Genomic DNA, 17463 nt, shown 5'->3' on the forward strand with positions numbered 1-17463 from the left:
AAAATCAAAGTTTCATGGGATTATTAGAGTTCAGCAAACTTCCGGTCAATACGTTGGTAGGTGCCGATTGGAAAACGTTTAAAGAAATGACGCGTGGTCAGGAGATAGCTCCGGACAAGCGTACCAAGTATTATCTGACGAAGAGCGTATGCAGGCTGTTGAGTTTGTTGGCACCTATCCAAGACCGCAGGTTTGAGGAGAAGTTGGGGGCGTACGAATTCGACCACGATCCTGTTTTCATTCTCGGACATTGGAGAAGCGGGACGACCTTTGTGCACAACATCTTTGCACAGGACGATAATTTCTGTTATACGACCACGTACCAGACCGTATTCCCCCATCTGATGATGTTCGGCCAACCTTTCTTCAAGAAGACGATGGGTTGGCTTATGCCGAACAAACGTCCGACGGACAATATGGAGTTGGCTCCCGACCTGCCGCAGGAGGAAGAATTCGCATTGTCGAACATGATGCCTTATTCCTTCTATGACTTTTGGTTCTTTCCTCAGAAGTGGCAGGAATATTGCGACAAGTATCTGACGTTCGAGAACATTACGAAAGAGGAACTTCAGGTATTCAAGGAAACATTTGTGAAGTTGATGAAGATTTCCAGATACTGTACGACGGGAGGAGATGTGTATTTATCCAAGAACCCGCCCCATACGGGACGCGTAAAAGCCTTGGTCGAGATGTTTCCCAATGCCAAGTTCATTTACCTGATGCGTAACCCTTATACGGTGTTCGAGAGCACACGCAGTTTCTTCACCAACACGATCAAGCCGTTGGAATTGCAGCATATCAGCGACGAGGAGATGGAGAAGAACATCCTTCTTACCTATACAAAGCTTTATCGCGCCTATGAGGAGCAGAAGAAGTATGTGCCGGAAGGAAATCTTTTTGAAGTGAAATTCGAGGATTTTGAGGCTGATGCATTCGGAACCACGAAGCTTGCGTATGAAAAATTAGGTATTCGTGAGTTTGATTGTGCCGAGGCTGCCATACGCCAGTATACAGACCGGAAGAAAGGCTACAAAAAGAACAAATATGAGTATAAGCCCCGTACCATTCAGTTGGTGAATGAAAATTGGGGATATGCCCTTAAGGATTGGGATTATGAGATACATCCGTAAGATGGGAATCCGTATCCCCCTTTAAAACGAAGCATCCTCTCATTTTCGAGTGAGAGGATGCTTCGTTTATGGATAGGGATGGAATAAAGTTCATTCCACACTCGTGGTCGAAAGACTGAAGTTTTCCATCAGAATCTCTCCTTGAGTGGTGTATTCTTTTACGAGCCGATTGGTTTCTTCTCCATTTACGTAAGCGATAATAGTTACTTTTAACTGTTTTCCCGATTCCTCGGAAGTACTTGTTGCCGAGCCTGAACAAGTCATGAAAAAACCGTCTTGTCCCGTTTGGCAACTCACTCTGTTACTTTTCATTTTGCCTACCGAATACGAATCGCCCAAGTATTCCCCGTTTTCGTCATATAGTCTTGCCGGTCCGTTTACGTTTGTAGCTCCGAATACGAGGTTCACCTCAAAATCTTCTGTGTTCCCAGACTGTTCTACTACGATTTTATGAATACCCGTCCTCATTCCGTGATGATCATTTTTATGGTCGTCGTCTCCACAAGATACCAGGGCTAAACTTAAACACAAGACCATAATACTCCATACTGATAATTTTATTCTTTTCATATTTTCGCTTTTTGGTGGTTGTGATTTTACTTGACTATGGTTTTCCGGATAATTTCATTCGTTAGTGTCGGCAAGATATGAAAAATATATTAAGTAACAAAGAAGCTTTGGAAAAATAATGGTAAAAGGTTCTCCAAAAATAAAGGAGGTCCTTGAACCTCCCTTATTTAAATAGATATTTATTCCTTGCTTTTACCGCTGATTTTTTCGGCCATTTCCGGATTCTGTTTATACCGTTTGTTCAGGCCGTTTACTACGTCTTTTGTAATGTCGTACTTAGCATTGGCTGCCAAAATATTGTCTCCGGCCTTGCTGATGATATAATCGAATTTCTTAGATTTATTGTATTCTTTCAGGAATGCCTGAATGGAATCCCGCATTTCGGTGTTGTATTTTGCTTGTTCTGCGGCGAAATCATTCATCAATCGGTCGTTTAATGCTTGCAAGTCCTGCTGTTGTTTGGCCAATGTCATTTGAGCCTGTTCCACTTGCTCTTTAGTGGTGAACTGGTTGGTTTCATATTTCTTTTGCAGCTCTGCGGCTTTAGCCTGAAGAGCGCGTTCTTTGCCGGCCAATGTAGCCCGGATGTTTTCTCCCTTTTTGTTCATCAGGAGCGTATAGTCTTTACAGAAATTGTATTGCGACATCAATGTGTCGATTTCCACATATGCGATTTTCAATCCGCCTGAGGGGATTTCCGTAGCTTGAGTGTTTGTTTTTTCTTCCGGTGCCGACTTGTTGCATCCCGTCAGGGCGAATGTGGCTGCCAAGGTGATAAGTCCTGCGCCAATGATACTGTTTTTCTTCATTATTTTTTCCTTATTTATGATTTTCTTGTACTGCGTTCATTGATTCTATGTGGATTTTCCACCCGTTCCAAGGCATCCATGGTTTGTACGCACGTGATGCCCCGTTTGCGCATAGCCGCACTATGGCCTATGTGGGTGTTTGGGAAGCGGCCGTTTTTCTTAAAAAGGATTTTTATGGCAAAGAATGCCATACTTATGGCCACAATTATCAGAGTAAACAATAGTGTCTTCAACATTTTTGCGTATATTTGTGCTACAAAGATAAACTTTAAAAGCGTGGAATTGTGTCGTATCTTCGCTTTTAACCAAATTTAGTAGAATGAATATATAAAATTATGGATATGGAAATGAATTCATTGAAACCTGCCGAGGTTTTTAAGTTTTTTGCAGAAATCAACCGGATACCCCGTCCTTCCAAAAAAGAAGAGCGGATGATAGCTTATTTGGAACAGTTTGCCCGTGAAAGAGGTTTGGAATGTGAAGTGGACGAGACGGGAAACGTATTGATTCGTAAGGGGGCGACTCCGGGGATGGAAAACCGTAAGACGGTGATTTTACAGAGCCACATGGATATGGTTTGCGAGAAGAACCGTGAGGTGGAGTTCGATTTTGAAAAAGACGCGATTCGTACGTTGATTGATGGAGATTGGTTGCGTGCGGACGGGACGACGTTGGGTGCCGACGACGGGATAGGCGTGGCGATGGAGTTGGCCTTGTTGGACGCTTCGGATATTGCCCACGGCCCGATAGAATGTGTGTTTACCCGTGACGAAGAAACAGGTTTGAGCGGTGCTTTCGGCATGAAGCCCGGTTTCATGTCCGGTGATATTTTGTTGAACTTGGACTCGGAAGACGAAGGGCAGTTGTTCGTAAGTTGTGCCGGGGGAGCGGCAACTACGGCTGAATTCGACTTTACGCCGGTGGATGTTCCGCAGGATTATTTCTTCTTCGAAGTGAAGGTAAAAGGATTGACGGGCGGACATTCGGGTGACGACATTAACAAGAAGCGGGCGAATGCCAACAAGATTCTGGCGCGTTTCCTATATAATGCCTGGACTAAATACGATTTATATTTATGCGACATTCAGGCCGGAGGTCTGCACAACGCCATACCCCGTGAAGCGATGGCGGTTTGTGCCATTCCGATGAAGGACAAGGAGAGCATCCGTGTGGATTGGAACCTGTTCAGTGCCGATGTGGAAGAAGAATACAGTGTGACCGAAAAGACCATGGTCTTCGAGTTGCAGAGCGAAAGCGCGAGGCCGAAAGCTGTGGAGCGCGAAGTGGCCCGCAAGCTCATTTGGGCTTTGCAGGCCGTGCACAACGGCATTCTTTCCATGTCGCAGGACATCGATTTGGTGGAGACCAGTTCCAATCTGGCCAGTATCCGTCTGACGGACGGCAATAAGATTCAGGTGAAAACCAGTCAGCGCAGCAGCATACTGAGTGCGCGCCACCACATGAGCAATATGGTGAAAGCCGCTTTTGAATTGGCCGGTGCCCGTGTGGAAGTGGGCGAAGGCTATCCGGGTTGGAAAATGAATCCGGAATCGGACATTCTGAAAATTGCAGTGGAAACTTACAAAGCCTTGTTTGGCAAAGAACCGAAAGTGTTGGGGATACACGCCGGATTGGAATGCGGATTGTTCAGCGAGAAGTATCCAGGTTTGGACATGGTGTCGTTCGGCCCGACGTTGCGTGGAGTACATTCGCCCGACGAACGTTTGTTGATACCGACGGTTGCCATGGTTTGGGACCATATCAAAGCCATTTTGAAGAATATTCCGGCGAAAGCCTAAAATAAGCGGGGCATATCTGCGTTATAACAAGGCAGATATGCCTTTTTTGAATTTATGAATATGCGAAAAATATCCGTCTTTTGTGGCTCGGTCCTTGCGTGGGGCGTCGTGGCCGTATCCGGTTTTACGTCTTGTGACGACTCCATGTCGTTCACGACCGACCGCGGTGCGCTGTTATCCTTTTCCACCGATACGGTGAGGTTCGACACTGTGATTTCCACCGTAGGGTCGAGCACGCGCCAACTGATGGTTTACAACCGTAACGCAGATGGCCTGCGTATTGCGTCCGTACGTCTGAAACAAGCGTATGCCACTCCCTTTCGGGTGAATGTGGACGGTTCCTATCTGGAGCCGGAAAGCGGGGCGCGGGCATACGATTTCGAGGTACGCACGGGAGACAGTATCCGGGTTTTTGCAGAGGTGACGATGCCCGAAAACGGGCAGGATGCCCCCGTAGCCCTGAACGACACCCTGATTTTTGCATTGGAGAGCGGGGTGGAGCAGCATGTCATTCTTACAGCCGTGGGGCAGGATGCCTATATGTGGCGTGGCAAGGTGATAGAAGCCGATACTTTGTTGGAGGCCGGACGTCCGATTGTGGTGTACGACAGTCTTTCCGTGAGAGAGGGAGTGACATTGTCCATGGCCGCAGGCGTACAGTTGTATTTCCACGACGGAGCCAACCTTTGGGTGCACGGTCGTATCGTGGCCGAAGGGACGGTCGATCGTCCGGTGGTGTTCCGTGGCGACCGTACAGACCGGATGTTCGATTATCTGCCATACGACAATACGCCTTCCCGTTGGGGGGGCATACGGTTGAAGGCCACGAGTACGGACAATCGGCTGAACCATGTGGACATCCATAGTGCTTCCTACGGTATTGCGTGCGACAGCTCTTCCACGGACGTGATGAAACTGACGTTGGAGAACAGCGTGATTCATAACGTAGGTGGCGAAGGATTGGGGCTGTACCATTGCCGTGCGTCGGTGGGCAACACCCAAATCAGCAATACGTTGGGGCATTGTGTGGCCGTGGTGGGCGGTTGGGCCGAGTTCGTGCATTGCACGTTGGCACAATTCTATCCTTGGGATGCTACGCGGGGCGATGCCTTGTATTTGGCCAACAAATGGTTGGCTTTGGATTATCCCCTTCAGCATGCCCATTTCCTGAACTGTCTGGTGACGGGGTATGCCGATGATGTAGTGACAGGGAATCTGGAAGACGAGAACAAGGATGTGGATTACTATTTCGGGAATTGCGTGCTTCGTACGGTCGAGGCGGAAGACGATGCCGCGCGTTTCGTCGGCGTGGTGTATGAAAAAAAAGGCGAGGAGGGTACCGGCCAAGAACAGTTCCGGTTGTTTGATACGGATAACTATCTGTACGATTTCCGCTTGAAAGACATTTCCGTGGCGCGTGGCAAAGGCTCGACGGAGTGGGCCGCCCGTTATCCGACGGACCGTTACGGGATAGACCGTTTGACGGAACCTACACCGGATGCCGGGTGCTATGAATTCGTGCCCGAAGAATGAAACCGGTTGTTTGGCTTTCGGCATTGCTTTGTGGATGGAGCGCGTGGCTTCCGGTCAAGGGGCAGCAACCTTTCCGGGTCATGTTCTACAACGTGGAGAACTTGTTCGACTGCCGTCATGACAGCCTGAAGGAAGACCGTGAGTTTCTACCCGACGGAGAGAAGAAATGGACACCGTCTCGTTACTGGCGCAAGTTGGACGCCTTGTCCAAGGTCGTTGCGGCTGTGGGAGAAGAACGTTTGCCGGATTTGGTCGGGTTGTGCGAGGTGGAAAACGACAGTGTGCTTTTCGATTTGACCCGGCGTTCGTCCCTGCGTGCGCTCGGTTACCGTTACGTGGCGACCCACTCCCCCGATGTGCGGGGCATCGACGTGGCCCTGCTCTACCAGCCGGGTAGTTTCCGTTTATTGGAGTCCCATGAAATTCCTGTCCCTTCCGCAGAAGCCGGATTCCGGCCCACGCGCAACGTCTTGTACGTAAAAGGAGAAGTACTCTCGGGAGATACGTTGCACGTGCTCGTATGCCATCTGCCCAGTCGTTTGGGAGCGACCCGTGTTTCGCGCCGCCATCGGATGCTGGCCGCACGGACGGTGCGAGCTGTAGCCGATTCGGTGCGTACGGCTACGTCCGATGCCCGTATCTTGTGGATGGGCGATTTCAATGCCGATGTGGAGGATAGAGTGTTCCGCGAGGTGGTTTTCCCGTATTTCCGTGAGCCGGGGCTTTCCCCCTTCTGCGCAGACGGAGTGAGAGGCTCCTACCGCTACCGGGGGATATGGGAAACTATTGACCATATCTTGGTCAGTCCGGTGTTGATGGACAACAGCCGTCCGTTTCATACGTCCGATGGATGTCGCGCCATAGTGGCCTTTCCTTTTATGTGCGAACGGGAAAAGACGTATGGCGGCGTTCGTCCGTTTCGCACCTATCAAGGCCCGTTGTATAAGGGGGGATACAGCGACCATTTTCCGGTGACGCTGGATTTCGAGTGGTGTTTTCCTGAATGAATGTCTGCCCGGAAGGGTTATTCATGATGATAAGGTTCGCCGTTGATGATGGTCATGGCCCGATAGATTTGTTCGGTGAAAATCAGACGGATCATTTGATGCGAGAATGTCATGCGCGAAAGCGAGACTTTCTCGTTTGCCTTTTCGTAGATGCGCGGTGAGAAACCGTAGGGACCGCCCACGACGAACACCATCCGTTTCAGTCCGGCTGCCATCCGCTTTTCCATCCATGCGGCTAACTCCACCGAACGATGTTCCCGTCCGTGTTCGTCCAGCAAGACGATATGGTCGCCCGGTTGGAACGCTTTCAACAGCAAATCCGCTTCTTTCTCCTTTTGTTGTTCTTCCGAAAGGCTTTTGGTGTTCCGCAATTCCGGTATGACTTCGATGTCGAAAGGTAGGTAGTGCCGGATACGTTTGGCATATTCTTCTATGCCTGCAATGAAATGCGGGTCGTTCGTCTTGCCGACGACGAGTAGGGTAATTTTCATGGCCGCGACGGATTATTATTTTTTGTTTAGGATGACCAAAGCCGCAATGACTCCCGGAATCCAACCGGCCAGGGTGAGGATGAACACGATGACTACCGAGCCGCAACCCTGGTCCAGTACGGCCAAAGGCGGAAAAATGATGGAAAGGAGAACTCTGAATAATGACATTTTATTTTCTTATGCGTTTGATTGACGGGTCAAAGTTAGGAAAAAGTTTCAAGAACCGACACGGAAACCCTCCGTTTCTGTACGGTTTTGTGCCTACGGTAGGGCAAGGCGCGTTCCGGCCTTCTTCAAAAGTCGATGGCGGCCACGTCCTTCTGCGCTTTCCGGAAGTCTTCCACGAGTTGCCGCACGATGTCCCCGGCGGGACGTATGGCATCTACGGACGATGCGATTTGTCCGATTTCGAGTTCGCCTTGTTCTGTGTCCCCCTCGAAAATACCGCGCTTGGAGGCCGCTTTGCCTAAAATGTCGCGCAGTTCTTCCGCATGGGCCCCACGGGCCTCCGCTTCGGCCACTTTGTCGAACAGCCCATTCCGCACCAGACGTGTGGGCGACAGTTTTTTAAGGCAGAGCATCGTGCCGCCTTCGTCCAAAGCGAGGCAACGCTGTTTGAAGGCTTCCGAAGCCGAACTTTCTGCCGACAGGGCAAAAAGGGTACCGATTTGTACCCCTTCGGCTCCTAATGCCATGGCTGCCAACATCGCTTCTCCGCTGCCGATTCCTCCGGCTGCCACGACCGGAAGGCCGGTGGCGCGGCGCACTTGCGGTATCAGGGTGAGGGTCGTCGTTTCTTCCCGTCCGTTATGTCCTCCGGCTTCGAATCCTTCGGCTACGATGGCGTCTACTCCGGCCTCCTCGCATTTCCGTGCGAATTTACTGCTCGACACCACATGGGCCACCGTCACGCCCGCCTCGTGAAGCATCGGGGTGAATTTCTTGGGGCTTCCGGCCGAGGTGAACACTATTTTCACTTCTTCCCGTATGAGGATGTCCATCAGCCGGTCTATTTCCGGATACATCAGCGGGACGTTCACGCCCCACGGCCGATCTGTAGCTGCCTTCATCTTGCGGATGTGTTCCACGAGAGTTTCCGGGTGCATCGAACCGGCTCCGAGCAGTCCCAATCCGCCGGCTTGGCTGACGGCGGTAGCCAACCGCCATCCGCTGCACCACACCATACCGCCTTGTATGATGGGGTAACGGATGCCGAAAAGTTTGCATATTCTGTTCATGTCGCTTTGCTTTTGGGGTTGTTGTTTCCCAAAGGTAAGCAAAAAGACGGCAGGTCGCGGCTTCGGTCCTACGGAATTAGCATTCTTTATAGGATGGTGACGGTAGGGCCAGTTCTTTGGATTGGCCCAATTTGTGCAGGGGGAGTGCCCGGAAAGTCTGCCCGTTACCCTATTTTCAGGAATATACGTGATGTCTTGATTTTTTATATTATGCAGTAGGTTGTATATCAAACGGTTGTGCTGCTAAAATCAATCTGCGCCAAACGAAAAATCATTCGGCTGAGAATGAAAAATCGTTTGGCTGAGAATGAAAAATCGTTTGGCTGAGATTGATTTCACGTTCTCAGCCGAATGATTTTTGTTATTCAAAAATCAAAAAATGCCGTCCATCGTTCTTTATCTTCCGAAAGGCATTGAAAAAAGCACCTCCTTTCGTTTTTATGTTGTATCTTTGTCTGCAAATCATTGCGAATACATTAAAAGAATAGGAAATATGTTGTCAGTTGAAGAATTGAATGACCGTTTGATTGATTTGGCTTTTGCCGAAGACATAGGCGATGGAGACCACACTACGCTCTGCTGTATTCCGGCGGATGCCATGGGAAAATCCAAGTTGCTCATCAAGGAAGAGGGCGTGTTGGCCGGAATGGAAATCGCGATGGAGGTGTTCCGTCGCTTCGATCCGGACATGAAAGTGGAGGTGTTCATACAGGACGGGACGCACGTGAAGCCGGGCGACGTGGCCATGGTCGTCACAGGGCGGGTGAGGAGCCTGTTGCAGACGGAGCGTCTGATGTTGAACATCATGCAACGTATGAGTGGCATTGCTACCATGACGAACAAGTATGTGGAGCGGCTGAAGGGGACGAATACCCGTGTGCTGGACACGCGTAAGACGACCCCGGGCATGCGTATGTTGGAAAAGGCGGCCGTGAAAATCGGAGGCGGCGTGAACCACCGTATCGGATTGTTCGACATGATTCTCCTGAAGGACAACCACGTAGACTTCGCCGGAGGCATCGCCAACGCCATCAACCGTTGCCATGAGTATCTCAAGGAAAAGGGAAAGGACCTGAAGATAGAAATCGAAGTGCGTAACTTCGATGAACTGCAACAGGTGTTGGATATGGGCGGTGTTGACCGTATCATGCTCGACAACTTCTCCGTGGAGGATACGCGTAAGGCCGTGGAGATGGTGGCCGGACGTTTTGAAACGGAGTCGAGCGGCGGTATCACTTTCGACACTTTGCGCGATTATGCCGAGTGTGGGGTAGACTTCATTTCCGTCGGGGCACTGACCCATTCCGTCAAAGGGTTGGATATGAGTTTTAAGGCTTGTTGACAGGCCATGAGTCTGTCGGATTGACAAACGGTTGCCGGGACTGTCTCGTCGTGAAAACGGAAGGGAGACAGCCTTGGTAATCGTTTTTTGCATATATAATAAGGTATATAAGATATGAAGAAGCACTTTTGGTGGATGAGTGTGGCTTTGTGGCTCCCTTTGCAGGCAGCGGCACAGGACGAGCGTTTCCATTCCCCGGTGGACATTCCGTTCCTGATGTCGGGCAGTTTCGGCGAGCCGCGTCCGAACCATTTCCATTGCGGCATCGACGTGAAAACGCAAGGCGTGGTGGGTAAACGGGTACTGTCTGTGTGCGACGGTTATGTGTCGCGGCTTACGGTGGGTTACGACGGTTTTGGCAATGCCGTTTATGTGACGCACCCCAACGGCCTGGTATCCGTTTATTGCCATTTGAACGAGTTCGTTCCGGCCTTGCAGGAGGTTGTCCGAAGGTGTCAGTACAAAGAAGAGACGGAGCGGGTAGACGTGAAGCTTCCACCCGCCGTGTTTCCCGTAAAGGCGGGGGATTTGATTGCTTACAGCGGTAATACGGGGGCTTCTCTTGCCCCTCATCTTCATTTGGAATTGCATCGTGTGTCGGACGGGGCGTTGGTGGATCCGTTACCTTATTTCCAACATTTGCTGACGGACGACATGTCACCGGTCGTCCACGGGGTGAAGCTGTATGCTTGTCCGGGGCGGGGTTGGATAGACACCGGAGGGTCGTCCAAGACTTTCACGGTCACGGCCGATGCTTCTGCCCGTGTGGTCCGGGCTTGGGGGCATGTAGGTGCTGCCGTTTGGGCGGACGACCTGATGAACAACACACAGAACAAGTTCGGCATCCGTCGCATCACGCTGAAAGTGGACGGCAGGCAGGTTTTCCAAAGCCTGATGGACGAATTCATGCCGGACGAAAATCCGTTGGTGAATTCGTGGGGAGACTATCCCCACTACCGGAAAACGAAGCATTGGTATTTGAAGTCTTTTGTGGATCTGGGTAACACATTGTGTTTCCTTTCGGCCGACGAGAACCGAGGTTGGGTGGACGTGGACGAGGAACGCGACTACCTCTTTGAATATGCCTTGGAGGATTTGAAGGGAAACGTCCGGGTGTGCCGTTTTACGGTGCGGGGCGAACGTGACGACGCGCGTTTGGCCGAAGCGGAAGAGCGCGAACAGCTCCGGAGGGCTTCGGGCGCATGGTTGGAGTACGGTCGTCCGCAAGTGGTACAACGTCCGGGGATGGAGTTGCGTATTCCGGCAGGAGCATTGACAAAAGATGAAGTGCTTCGCGTGGGAGTGGAAGCAAAGGAAGACGGGATTTCCAACCTTTATGTGCTTCACGATGAGTTTGTGCCACTGGTGAAATGGGCCACGTTGATGTTGGCTCCCCGTACGCCAGTGTCCCGTCCGGAGAAATGTTATATCGAGTCTTCCCGTGGATATGTAGGGGGAGACTATGCAGACGGTTGGTTTTCTGCCCGGATTCGGGATTTGGGAGAGTCGTATGCGTTGGCTATGGACACCGTGGCGCCTGTGGTTCGTTGGAAGACGGCTTTCAATGGAAAGAAAGTCAGTGTGTTGCGTTGCGAACTGACGGACAGCGGTTCGGGGGTGAAGTCTTTTAAGGCATACGTGGACGGCCGGTTTGTGCTCTTTACTTCTTATCGGGGAGTGTGGACTTGCCGGTTGAAAGAAACGCCGTTGCGTCCGGAGGGCAAACGCCGCCGGTTGACCGTGAAGGTGACGGACCGTTGCGGGAATGAAACGGTGGATGAGAAAGAGTTTATTTATTAACGATAGGTTTATTTACAGAAAGATGAAAATCAAATGGATAATGACGGTCGTGCTGGCGGTGTGCACGGGCTACGGGCAGGCTTGCACGAATCTGATTGTAGGAAAGAAGGCATCGGTCGACGGGTCGGTCATCGTGTCTTACAGTGCGGATGACTTCGGCAGTTTCGGTTATTTGCGCCATTGGGCGGCCGGAAAGCATGCGAAGGGTGCTACGCGTTCGGTATATAATTGGGAAAACAACAATTATGCGGGAGAGATAGAAGAAGCCCCCGAAACGTACAACGTGATAGGAAATATGAACGAATACCAGTTGACGATTACGGAAACGACTTTCGGTGGCCGTGCCGAACTGGTAGATTCAACCGGATTGTTGGATTACGGTAGCTTGATATACATTACTTTGCAGCGTGCCAAGACTGCGAAAGAAGCTATCGGAGTGATGACGAATCTGATTGATAAATACGGGTATAACAGTGAAGGCGAGAGCTTTACGATAGCAGACAAGAACGAGGCGTGGGTCATGGATCTGATTGGAAAAGGGACGGGACGCAAAGGTGCGGTGTGGGTGGCCGTGCGTGTGCCGGACGATTGTATCTGTGCCCATGCCAACCAGAGCCGCATCCGCCGCTTTCCGTTGCGTGACAAGGAGAATTGTCTTTATTCCAAAGACGTGATTAGCTTTGCTCGCGAGAAGGGATATTTCAAGGGAAAGAAAGACAGCGATTTTTCATTTGCCGATGCTTATGCTCCCGCTGATTTCAGTGCTTTGCGTTTTTGCGAGGCACGGGTGTGGAGCTTCTTTAACCGCTATGTGGACGGAATGGAGAAATATTTGCCATACGCTTCGGGAGAAAATCCGCAGGCCGAACCGATGCCGCTGTTTGTCAAGCCGAACCGCCTGCTTTCCGTGCAGGACGTGAAGGATATGATGCGCGACCATTACGAAGGTACTCCGTTGGCTTTGGACAACGATCCCGGTATGGGACCTTTTGAAGCTCCTTACCGCCCCACGCCGTTGACATGGGAGGTAGACGGGAAGATGTATTTCAACGAACGTCCTATCTCTACCCAACAGTCGGCGTTTGTCATGGTGGCACAGATGCGCAGCCAGTTGCCTGATTATGTGGGTGGCGTACTGTGGTTCGGCTGCGACGATGCGAACATGATGGCTTTCACGCCGGTGTATTGCTGTACGGACTTGGTGCCGGAGTGTTATAGCGACAAGGTGGCGGACGATTTGCACTTTTCTTTTAAAAGTGCTTTCTGGGTATGTAATTGGGTAAGCAGCATCGTGTATCCCCGTTACAGCCAGTTGTTCGGTGAACTCAAGACTGTGCGCGACCGATTGGAAACCGATTACAATACGTTACAGGAGAAAACGGAAAAAGAAGCCATGGCATTGGCCGGGACGGAGGGCGAAGGGATGTCGGCAGCCCGTAAATACCTGACGGCTTATACGAACCGGACGGCTGCCGGAATGCTCTATGAATGGATGGAGCTGGGCAAGCGTCTGATGGTGAAATATATTGACGGGACCGTACGTCCTGAAAGAGACGGGCAGTATGTGCGTACGCCCGGAGGGTTGGGCGTTCCGGTAGAACGTCCGGGATATCCGGAACGTTATCGCCGTGAAATCGTGAAAGCTACGGGAGATCGCTTTGAGGTGAAATAAATCGTGCAATTAGGGTATTTTCAGATTTCATCGTAGGCGATATGCTGTGAATTGAGTATATTTGCCTGTAATTTGGAACAAAGGATAAAAAATAACTCATAATAATAAGATACGAAATGGATAATGAACTGATTAAATCATGTGAGGCCAAAGCTGCAGCCTGGCTTTCTTCTTCAGTATATGATGCGGCTACGCAGGCGGAAGTACGCAAGATGCTCGACAATCCCGACAAGACGGATTTGGTGGAATCTTTTTATCAGAATCTGGAATTCGGAACGGGCGGTCTGCGCGGCATCATGGGAGTGGGCACGAACCGTATGAACATTTACACGGTGGGGGCAGCTACGCAAGGCTTGTCCAATTATCTGAATAAGAACTTCAAGGATCTGAAGCAGATTGCCGTAGTGGTAGGTCACGACTGTCGTAACAACAGCCGTTTGTTTGCCGAGGTTTCGGCCAATATTTTTGCGGCAAACGGCATAAAGGTATATTTGTTCGACGACATGCGTCCTACTCCGGAAATGTCGTTTGCGATTCGTCAGTTGGGTTGCCAAAGTGGAATCATCCTTACGGCTTCCCACAATCCGAAAGAATACAACGGTTACAAGGCTTACTGGGACGACGGTGCTCAGGTATTGGCTCCCCACGACAAGGGTATCATCGACGAGGTGAACAAAGTCGGTGCCGAGGATATTAAAGGTTTGCATACGGTATTGGACACGGCCAATCCTTTGATTGAGATTATCGGTGAAGAGATAGACAAACTTTATTTGGATAAAATAAAAACTATTTCCATCGACCCGGAGGCGATACGCCGTCAGAAGGACATGAAGATTGTCTATACTCCCATTCACGGTACAGGCATGATGCTGATTCCCCGGTCGTTGCAGTTGTGGGGATTTGAGAACGTCAATACCGTACCCGAACAAATGGTGAAAGACGGTAACTTCCCCACGGTAGTGTCACCGAATCCCGAGAATGCCGAAGCACTTTCCATGGCCATTGCTTTGGCCAAGAAGATAGACGCAGACATCGTGATGGCTTCCGATCCGGATGCCGACCGTGTCGGTATGGCCTGCAAGGACAGCAACGGGGAATGGGTGTTGGTGAATGGTAACCAGACTTGTATGATTTTCCTCTATTACATCATCAAGAACCGTATCGCAATGGGAAAGATGAAGGGGAACGAGTTCGTAGTAAAGACCATTGTGACCACGGAATTGATTAAGGCTATTGCTGACAAGAACAACGTAGAGATGTACGATTGTTACACCGGTTTCAAGTGGATTGCCAGTGTTATTCGCGAAAACGAAGGCAAGAAGCAGTATATCGGCGGAGGAGAGGAGTCATACGGATTCTTGGCCGAAGACTTCGTGCGCGACAAGGATGCTGTGTCCGCTTGTTCGCTCTTGGCAGAAATCTGCGCTTGGGCCAAAGACCAGGGGAAGACGCTGTTCGATGTCTTGATGGATATTTACGTGGAGTACGGTTTCTCTCTCAACCATACGGTTAATGTCGTGAAGCCTGGCAAGACGGGAGCTGACGAAATCAAACAAATGATGGTGAACTTCCGTACGAATCCGCCGAAGGAACTGGCCGGTTCGGAAGTCGTACTGACGAAGGATTATCAGAGCCTGAAGGCTACGGATAATAAGGGTAACGTGACGGACATTGCGCAACCCGCTACCTCCAATGTGCTGCAATGGTATACCGCAGATGGAACAAAGGTGAGTGTCCGTCCATCCGGAACAGAACCTAAAATCAAGTTCTACATTGAAGTGACAGGTGAGATGAAATGTCCGAAATGCTACGCAGAAGCAGAAAAGAAGGCTATGCAAACCGTCGAAGCCGTGAAGGTTTCTTTGGGATTGTAATAGGACTTCTGATGAAATAACTGTTCGGGAAGCCTCGCCTTTAAGGTTGGGGCTTCCGTTTTGTATGATAAGACTTATGGTACAGGTTGTATATGACAAGCCGGCGTATTGGTTTGTTTTTTGTAAGGACGAATTGTTGTTGCAGCGAGAGACGGAAGGCCGTTGTACGGTGCCTTACGGGGCGGAACCTCCGGTGAAGTTGGCAGAATGGAATACCGTGCATCGGCTGACCCCGTTGGAAGGGCGGGAATGCCGGGCGGTAAGCATTGATATGCCGGTGGTGGGAGACGAACGCTATGTCATGACCGGGCTTCGGGCCTCATACGACGTTCTGCCCCGCGAACTTTATTTGAAGGCCGGAAAGGGAGCCGAGATTCTTTATTGGGATAAGAATACGAAGTTTTGCGGAGTATGCGGGGCGCCGATGAAGTTGCACACGGACATCAGCAAACGTTGCACGAACTGCGGGAAAGAAGTCTGGCCCCAGTTGGCCACGGCCATCATCGTATTGGTACGCCGGGGAGATAGCATTTTATTGGTGCATGCCCATAATCTTCGTGGGAAGTATTACGGACTGGTGGCCGGTTTTGTGGAGACCGGAGAGACGCTCGAAGAATGTGTGCGCCGCGAGTTGATGGAAGAGACCGGTGTCACCGTGAAGAATATCCGGTACTTCGGAAGTCAGCCTTGGCCTTATCCTTGCGGATTGATGATTGGTTTTTATGCCGACTATGTGGAGGGAGACTTACATTTGCAACGTAGCGAAATCGCATACGGCGGTTGGTTTAATCGTGACAAATTGCCGGACATACCCGGAAAGGTCTCCATGGCACGCATGTTGATTGACGCGTGGTTGGAAGGGAGGCTTGCGGAAGGATGTGGCGGGTGACAAACAAAAAGCGGGAAGTGCTTTTCATTGCATTCCCGCTTTTCTGATTTCTTTGCTAAGTGCCGGCTTTCTTTTATTCTGTGGCAAGGAGTTCTTCGGCCAATTCTTCCATTTGCAAGAGGTCGGCTTTCTTCATGCTGCTTTTAATCGTGACCATGTGTTCCATGATTTCCATGTTCTTCATTTCCGACAACATGCACGACATCATGCGTCCGGCGGTAGGTGCCCAAGAGCCGTTTTCGATGATGCCCACCCGGCGTTTCTGGAAATTCTTGATTTGCAGATGGTGCAGGAAGTCGAACATCGGGGGGAATACCCCTGCATCGTATGAGGATGCGGCCACAATCATCTTGCTGTAACGGAACGCACTTTCCACGGCCAGAGCCATGTCGTCCCTACAGAGGTCAATAAGCATGACTTCGGTGGCTCCTTTTTCGCTTAGGATTTCAGCCATCCGGCGTGCGGCGGCAGCCGTATTTCCATGTATGGAGGCATAAGCCACGACAACCCCTTCCGTTTCCGGTTCGTATTTGCTCCAAGTATCGTAAAGCCCGATGTAATACCCTAAGTTTTCTTTCAAGACAGGCCCGTGGAGCGGACAAATCATGGCGATGTCCAGACCGGCGGCTTTCTTCAGCAAAGCCTGTACTTGCGCCCCGTATTTTCCGACGATGTTAAAGTAGTAACGGCGGGCTTCGTCTATCCATTCCCCCTCATGGCAGAGTGCGCCGAACTTACCAAAAGCATCGGCAGAGAACAGGATTTTCTCGCTTTCTTCATACGTCAGCATCACTTCCGGCCAGTGTACCATCGGCGCCATGATAAATTTCAGGGTATGTTGTCCCAGACAGAGCGTGTCGCCCTCCTTGACGGTTTGCGTACGTCCTGCGAAGTTGACTTCTTCAAAAAACTGAGGCATCATTTGGATGGCCTTGGCACTGGCTACGATTGTGGCCTCGGGATATTTTTCGGCAAACCATCCGATGTTGGCCGCATGGTCAGGTTCCATATGCTGCACGATGAGATAATCCGGCGTCCTTCCCTCCAAGGCTTCTTCCAGACGAGCTGTCCATTCGTCCGTTTTACGCTGGTCTATCGTGTCCATCACGGCTATCTTTTCGTCCGTGATAACGTATGAGTTGTACGAAATGCCTTGTGGTACGACGTATTGGCTCTCGAATAAGTCCAAATCCATGTCATCGGCGCCAATGTATCTGACGTAGGGTGTGATATTGTCGTTCATATTGCTTGATATTGAAGTTTAAAATCCGGTGCAAATATCGCACTTTTCTCCGGATTTCACAACATA

16 protein-coding genes are annotated in these 17463 nt (G+C 50.5%); 9 read left to right on the forward strand and 7 right to left on the reverse strand.

The window, feature by feature from the left end; translation table 11 throughout:
• Positions 1 to 14: 14 nt before the first annotated feature.
• Entirely contained in the window at positions 15 to 1130 is a 1116-nt protein-coding gene (locus HMPREF9441_RS13460) for a sulfotransferase family protein (protein WP_008622157.1), read from the forward strand.
• Between the two features lie 90 nt (positions 1131 to 1220).
• On the opposite strand, the gene HMPREF9441_RS13465 is transcribed toward HMPREF9441_RS13460, so the two are convergent.
• The 3 genes from HMPREF9441_RS13465 to HMPREF9441_RS18650 all read right to left on the reverse strand — a co-directional run bounded on the left by HMPREF9441_RS13465 (position 1221) and on the right by HMPREF9441_RS18650 (position 2745).
• Positions 1221 to 1700: a beta-barrel fold lipoprotein gene (locus HMPREF9441_RS13465; RefSeq protein ID WP_008622158.1), complete on the reverse strand. Its 480-nt coding sequence runs from the start codon at positions 1698 to 1700 to the stop codon at positions 1221 to 1223.
• A 179-nt stretch (positions 1701 to 1879) separates the two neighbouring features.
• Positions 1880 to 2509 (reverse strand): OmpH/Skp family outer membrane protein, encoded by a 630-nt coding sequence (locus HMPREF9441_RS13470; RefSeq protein ID WP_008622159.1) that lies wholly within the window; start codon positions 2507 to 2509, stop codon positions 1880 to 1882.
• A 14-nt stretch (positions 2510 to 2523) separates the two neighbouring features.
• Positions 2524 to 2745 carry a hypothetical protein gene (locus tag HMPREF9441_RS18650; RefSeq protein WP_172634964.1) on the reverse strand — a complete coding sequence of 74 codons (222 nt, stop codon included), beginning with the start codon at positions 2743 to 2745 and terminating at the stop codon, positions 2524 to 2526.
• Between the two features lie 105 nt (positions 2746 to 2850).
• Here HMPREF9441_RS18650 and HMPREF9441_RS13475 point away from each other — a divergent pair, with 105 nt between their 5' ends.
• The 3 genes from HMPREF9441_RS13475 to HMPREF9441_RS13485 are packed head-to-tail and all read left to right on the forward strand — an operon-like array spanning position 2851 to position 6848.
• A complete protein-coding gene (locus HMPREF9441_RS13475) occupies positions 2851 to 4308 on the forward strand; it encodes an aminoacyl-histidine dipeptidase (RefSeq protein ID WP_172634965.1) in 1458 nt (485 codons plus the stop codon).
• A 60-nt stretch (positions 4309 to 4368) separates the two neighbouring features.
• Positions 4369 to 5841 (forward strand): hypothetical protein, encoded by a 1473-nt coding sequence (locus HMPREF9441_RS13480; protein ID WP_244949776.1) that lies wholly within the window; start codon positions 4369 to 4371, stop codon positions 5839 to 5841.
• The gene (locus tag HMPREF9441_RS13485; RefSeq protein ID WP_008622163.1) at positions 5838 to 6848 is read left to right on the forward strand and encodes an endonuclease/exonuclease/phosphatase family protein; all 1011 of its coding nucleotides are present in this window, start codon (positions 5838 to 5840) and stop codon (positions 6846 to 6848) included. The genes HMPREF9441_RS13480 and HMPREF9441_RS13485 overlap by 4 nt, the downstream gene beginning before the upstream one ends.
• Positions 6849 to 6865: 17 nt before the next feature.
• Here HMPREF9441_RS13485 and rlmH read toward each other — a convergent pair whose 3' ends face one another.
• The 3 genes from rlmH to HMPREF9441_RS13495 all read right to left on the reverse strand — a co-directional run bounded on the left by rlmH (position 6866) and on the right by HMPREF9441_RS13495 (position 8577).
• Positions 6866 to 7339, reverse strand: coding sequence for a 23S rRNA (pseudouridine(1915)-N(3))-methyltransferase RlmH (rlmH, locus tag HMPREF9441_RS13490; RefSeq protein ID WP_008622164.1), 474 nt, complete (start codon positions 7337 to 7339; stop codon positions 6866 to 6868).
• Positions 7340 to 7354: 15 nt separating this feature from the next.
• A complete protein-coding gene (locus HMPREF9441_RS17975) occupies positions 7355 to 7507 on the reverse strand; it encodes a YqaE/Pmp3 family membrane protein (protein ID WP_008622165.1) in 153 nt (50 codons plus the stop codon).
• A 125-nt stretch (positions 7508 to 7632) separates the two neighbouring features.
• Entirely contained in the window at positions 7633 to 8577 is a 945-nt protein-coding gene (locus tag HMPREF9441_RS13495; RefSeq protein ID WP_172634966.1) for an NAD(P)H-dependent flavin oxidoreductase, read from the reverse strand.
• Positions 8578 to 9070: 493 nt separating this feature from the next.
• On the opposite strand from HMPREF9441_RS13495, the gene nadC reads away from it, so the two are divergent.
• From nadC to nudC, 5 genes are all read left to right on the forward strand, one after another.
• On the forward strand, positions 9071 to 9919 hold the full coding sequence (nadC, locus tag HMPREF9441_RS13500; RefSeq protein WP_039865359.1) for a carboxylating nicotinate-nucleotide diphosphorylase: 849 nt from the start codon (positions 9071 to 9073) through the stop codon (positions 9917 to 9919).
• A gap of 114 nt (positions 9920 to 10033) precedes the next feature.
• On the forward strand, positions 10034 to 11719 hold the full coding sequence (locus HMPREF9441_RS19190) for a M23 family metallopeptidase (RefSeq protein WP_008622169.1): 1686 nt from the start codon (positions 10034 to 10036) through the stop codon (positions 11717 to 11719).
• A gap of 22 nt (positions 11720 to 11741) precedes the next feature.
• Positions 11742 to 13391: a C69 family dipeptidase gene (locus tag HMPREF9441_RS13510; protein ID WP_458692662.1), complete on the forward strand. Its 1650-nt coding sequence runs from the start codon at positions 11742 to 11744 to the stop codon at positions 13389 to 13391.
• Between the two features lie 116 nt (positions 13392 to 13507).
• Entirely contained in the window at positions 13508 to 15265 is a 1758-nt protein-coding gene (locus tag HMPREF9441_RS13515; RefSeq protein ID WP_008622171.1) for a phospho-sugar mutase, read from the forward strand.
• Positions 15266 to 15329: 64 nt separating this feature from the next.
• Complete coding sequence (gene nudC / locus HMPREF9441_RS13520) at positions 15330 to 16154, forward strand: NAD(+) diphosphatase (RefSeq protein WP_008622172.1); 825 nt, start codon at positions 15330 to 15332, stop codon at positions 16152 to 16154.
• 73 nt (positions 16155 to 16227) lie between these two features.
• Here nudC and HMPREF9441_RS13525 read toward each other — a convergent pair whose 3' ends face one another.
• Entirely contained in the window at positions 16228 to 17397 is a 1170-nt protein-coding gene (locus tag HMPREF9441_RS13525; RefSeq protein WP_008622173.1) for an FprA family A-type flavoprotein, read from the reverse strand.
• Between the last annotated feature and the right edge of the window lie 66 nt (positions 17398 to 17463).

The sequence above is a fragment of the Paraprevotella clara YIT 11840 genome (genome assembly GCF_000233955.1).
In the GTDB taxonomy this organism is placed as follows: domain Bacteria; phylum Bacteroidota; class Bacteroidia; order Bacteroidales; family Bacteroidaceae; genus Paraprevotella; species Paraprevotella clara.

Excerpts from the sequence above, each read along its gene's own strand:
- HMPREF9441_RS13465 (WP_008622158.1), bottom strand. The coding sequence starts at position 1,700 with ATGAAAAGAATAAAATTATCAGTATGGAGTATTATGGTCTTGTGTTTA.
- HMPREF9441_RS13470 (WP_008622159.1), bottom strand. The coding sequence starts at position 2,509 with ATGAAGAAAAACAGTATCATTGGCGCAGGACTTATCACCTTGGCAGCC.
- nudC (WP_008622172.1), top strand. The coding sequence starts at position 15,330 with ATGATAAGACTTATGGTACAGGTTGTATATGACAAGCCGGCGTATTGG.
- rlmH (WP_008622164.1), bottom strand. The coding sequence starts at position 7,339 with ATGAAAATTACCCTACTCGTCGTCGGCAAGACGAACGACCCGCATTTC.
- HMPREF9441_RS13525 (WP_008622173.1), bottom strand. The coding sequence starts at position 17,397 with ATGAACGACAATATCACACCCTACGTCAGATACATTGGCGCCGATGAC.
- HMPREF9441_RS18650 (WP_172634964.1), bottom strand. The coding sequence starts at position 2,745 with ATGTTGAAGACACTATTGTTTACTCTGATAATTGTGGCCATAAGTATG.
- HMPREF9441_RS17975 (WP_008622165.1), bottom strand. The coding sequence starts at position 7,507 with ATGTCATTATTCAGAGTTCTCCTTTCCATCATTTTTCCGCCTTTGGCC.
- HMPREF9441_RS13515 (WP_008622171.1), top strand. The coding sequence starts at position 13,508 with ATGGATAATGAACTGATTAAATCATGTGAGGCCAAAGCTGCAGCCTGG.
- nadC (WP_039865359.1), top strand. The coding sequence starts at position 9,071 with ATGTTGTCAGTTGAAGAATTGAATGACCGTTTGATTGATTTGGCTTTT.
- HMPREF9441_RS19190 (WP_008622169.1), top strand. The coding sequence starts at position 10,034 with ATGAAGAAGCACTTTTGGTGGATGAGTGTGGCTTTGTGGCTCCCTTTG.
- HMPREF9441_RS13460 (WP_008622157.1), top strand. The coding sequence starts at position 15 with ATGGGATTATTAGAGTTCAGCAAACTTCCGGTCAATACGTTGGTAGGT.
- HMPREF9441_RS13510 (WP_458692662.1), top strand. The coding sequence starts at position 11,742 with ATGAAAATCAAATGGATAATGACGGTCGTGCTGGCGGTGTGCACGGGC.
- HMPREF9441_RS13485 (WP_008622163.1), top strand. The coding sequence starts at position 5,838 with ATGAAACCGGTTGTTTGGCTTTCGGCATTGCTTTGTGGATGGAGCGCG.
- HMPREF9441_RS13475 (WP_172634965.1), top strand. The coding sequence starts at position 2,851 with ATGGAAATGAATTCATTGAAACCTGCCGAGGTTTTTAAGTTTTTTGCA.
- HMPREF9441_RS13480 (WP_244949776.1), top strand. The coding sequence starts at position 4,369 with ATGCGAAAAATATCCGTCTTTTGTGGCTCGGTCCTTGCGTGGGGCGTC.
- HMPREF9441_RS13495 (WP_172634966.1), bottom strand. The coding sequence starts at position 8,577 with ATGAACAGAATATGCAAACTTTTCGGCATCCGTTACCCCATCATACAA.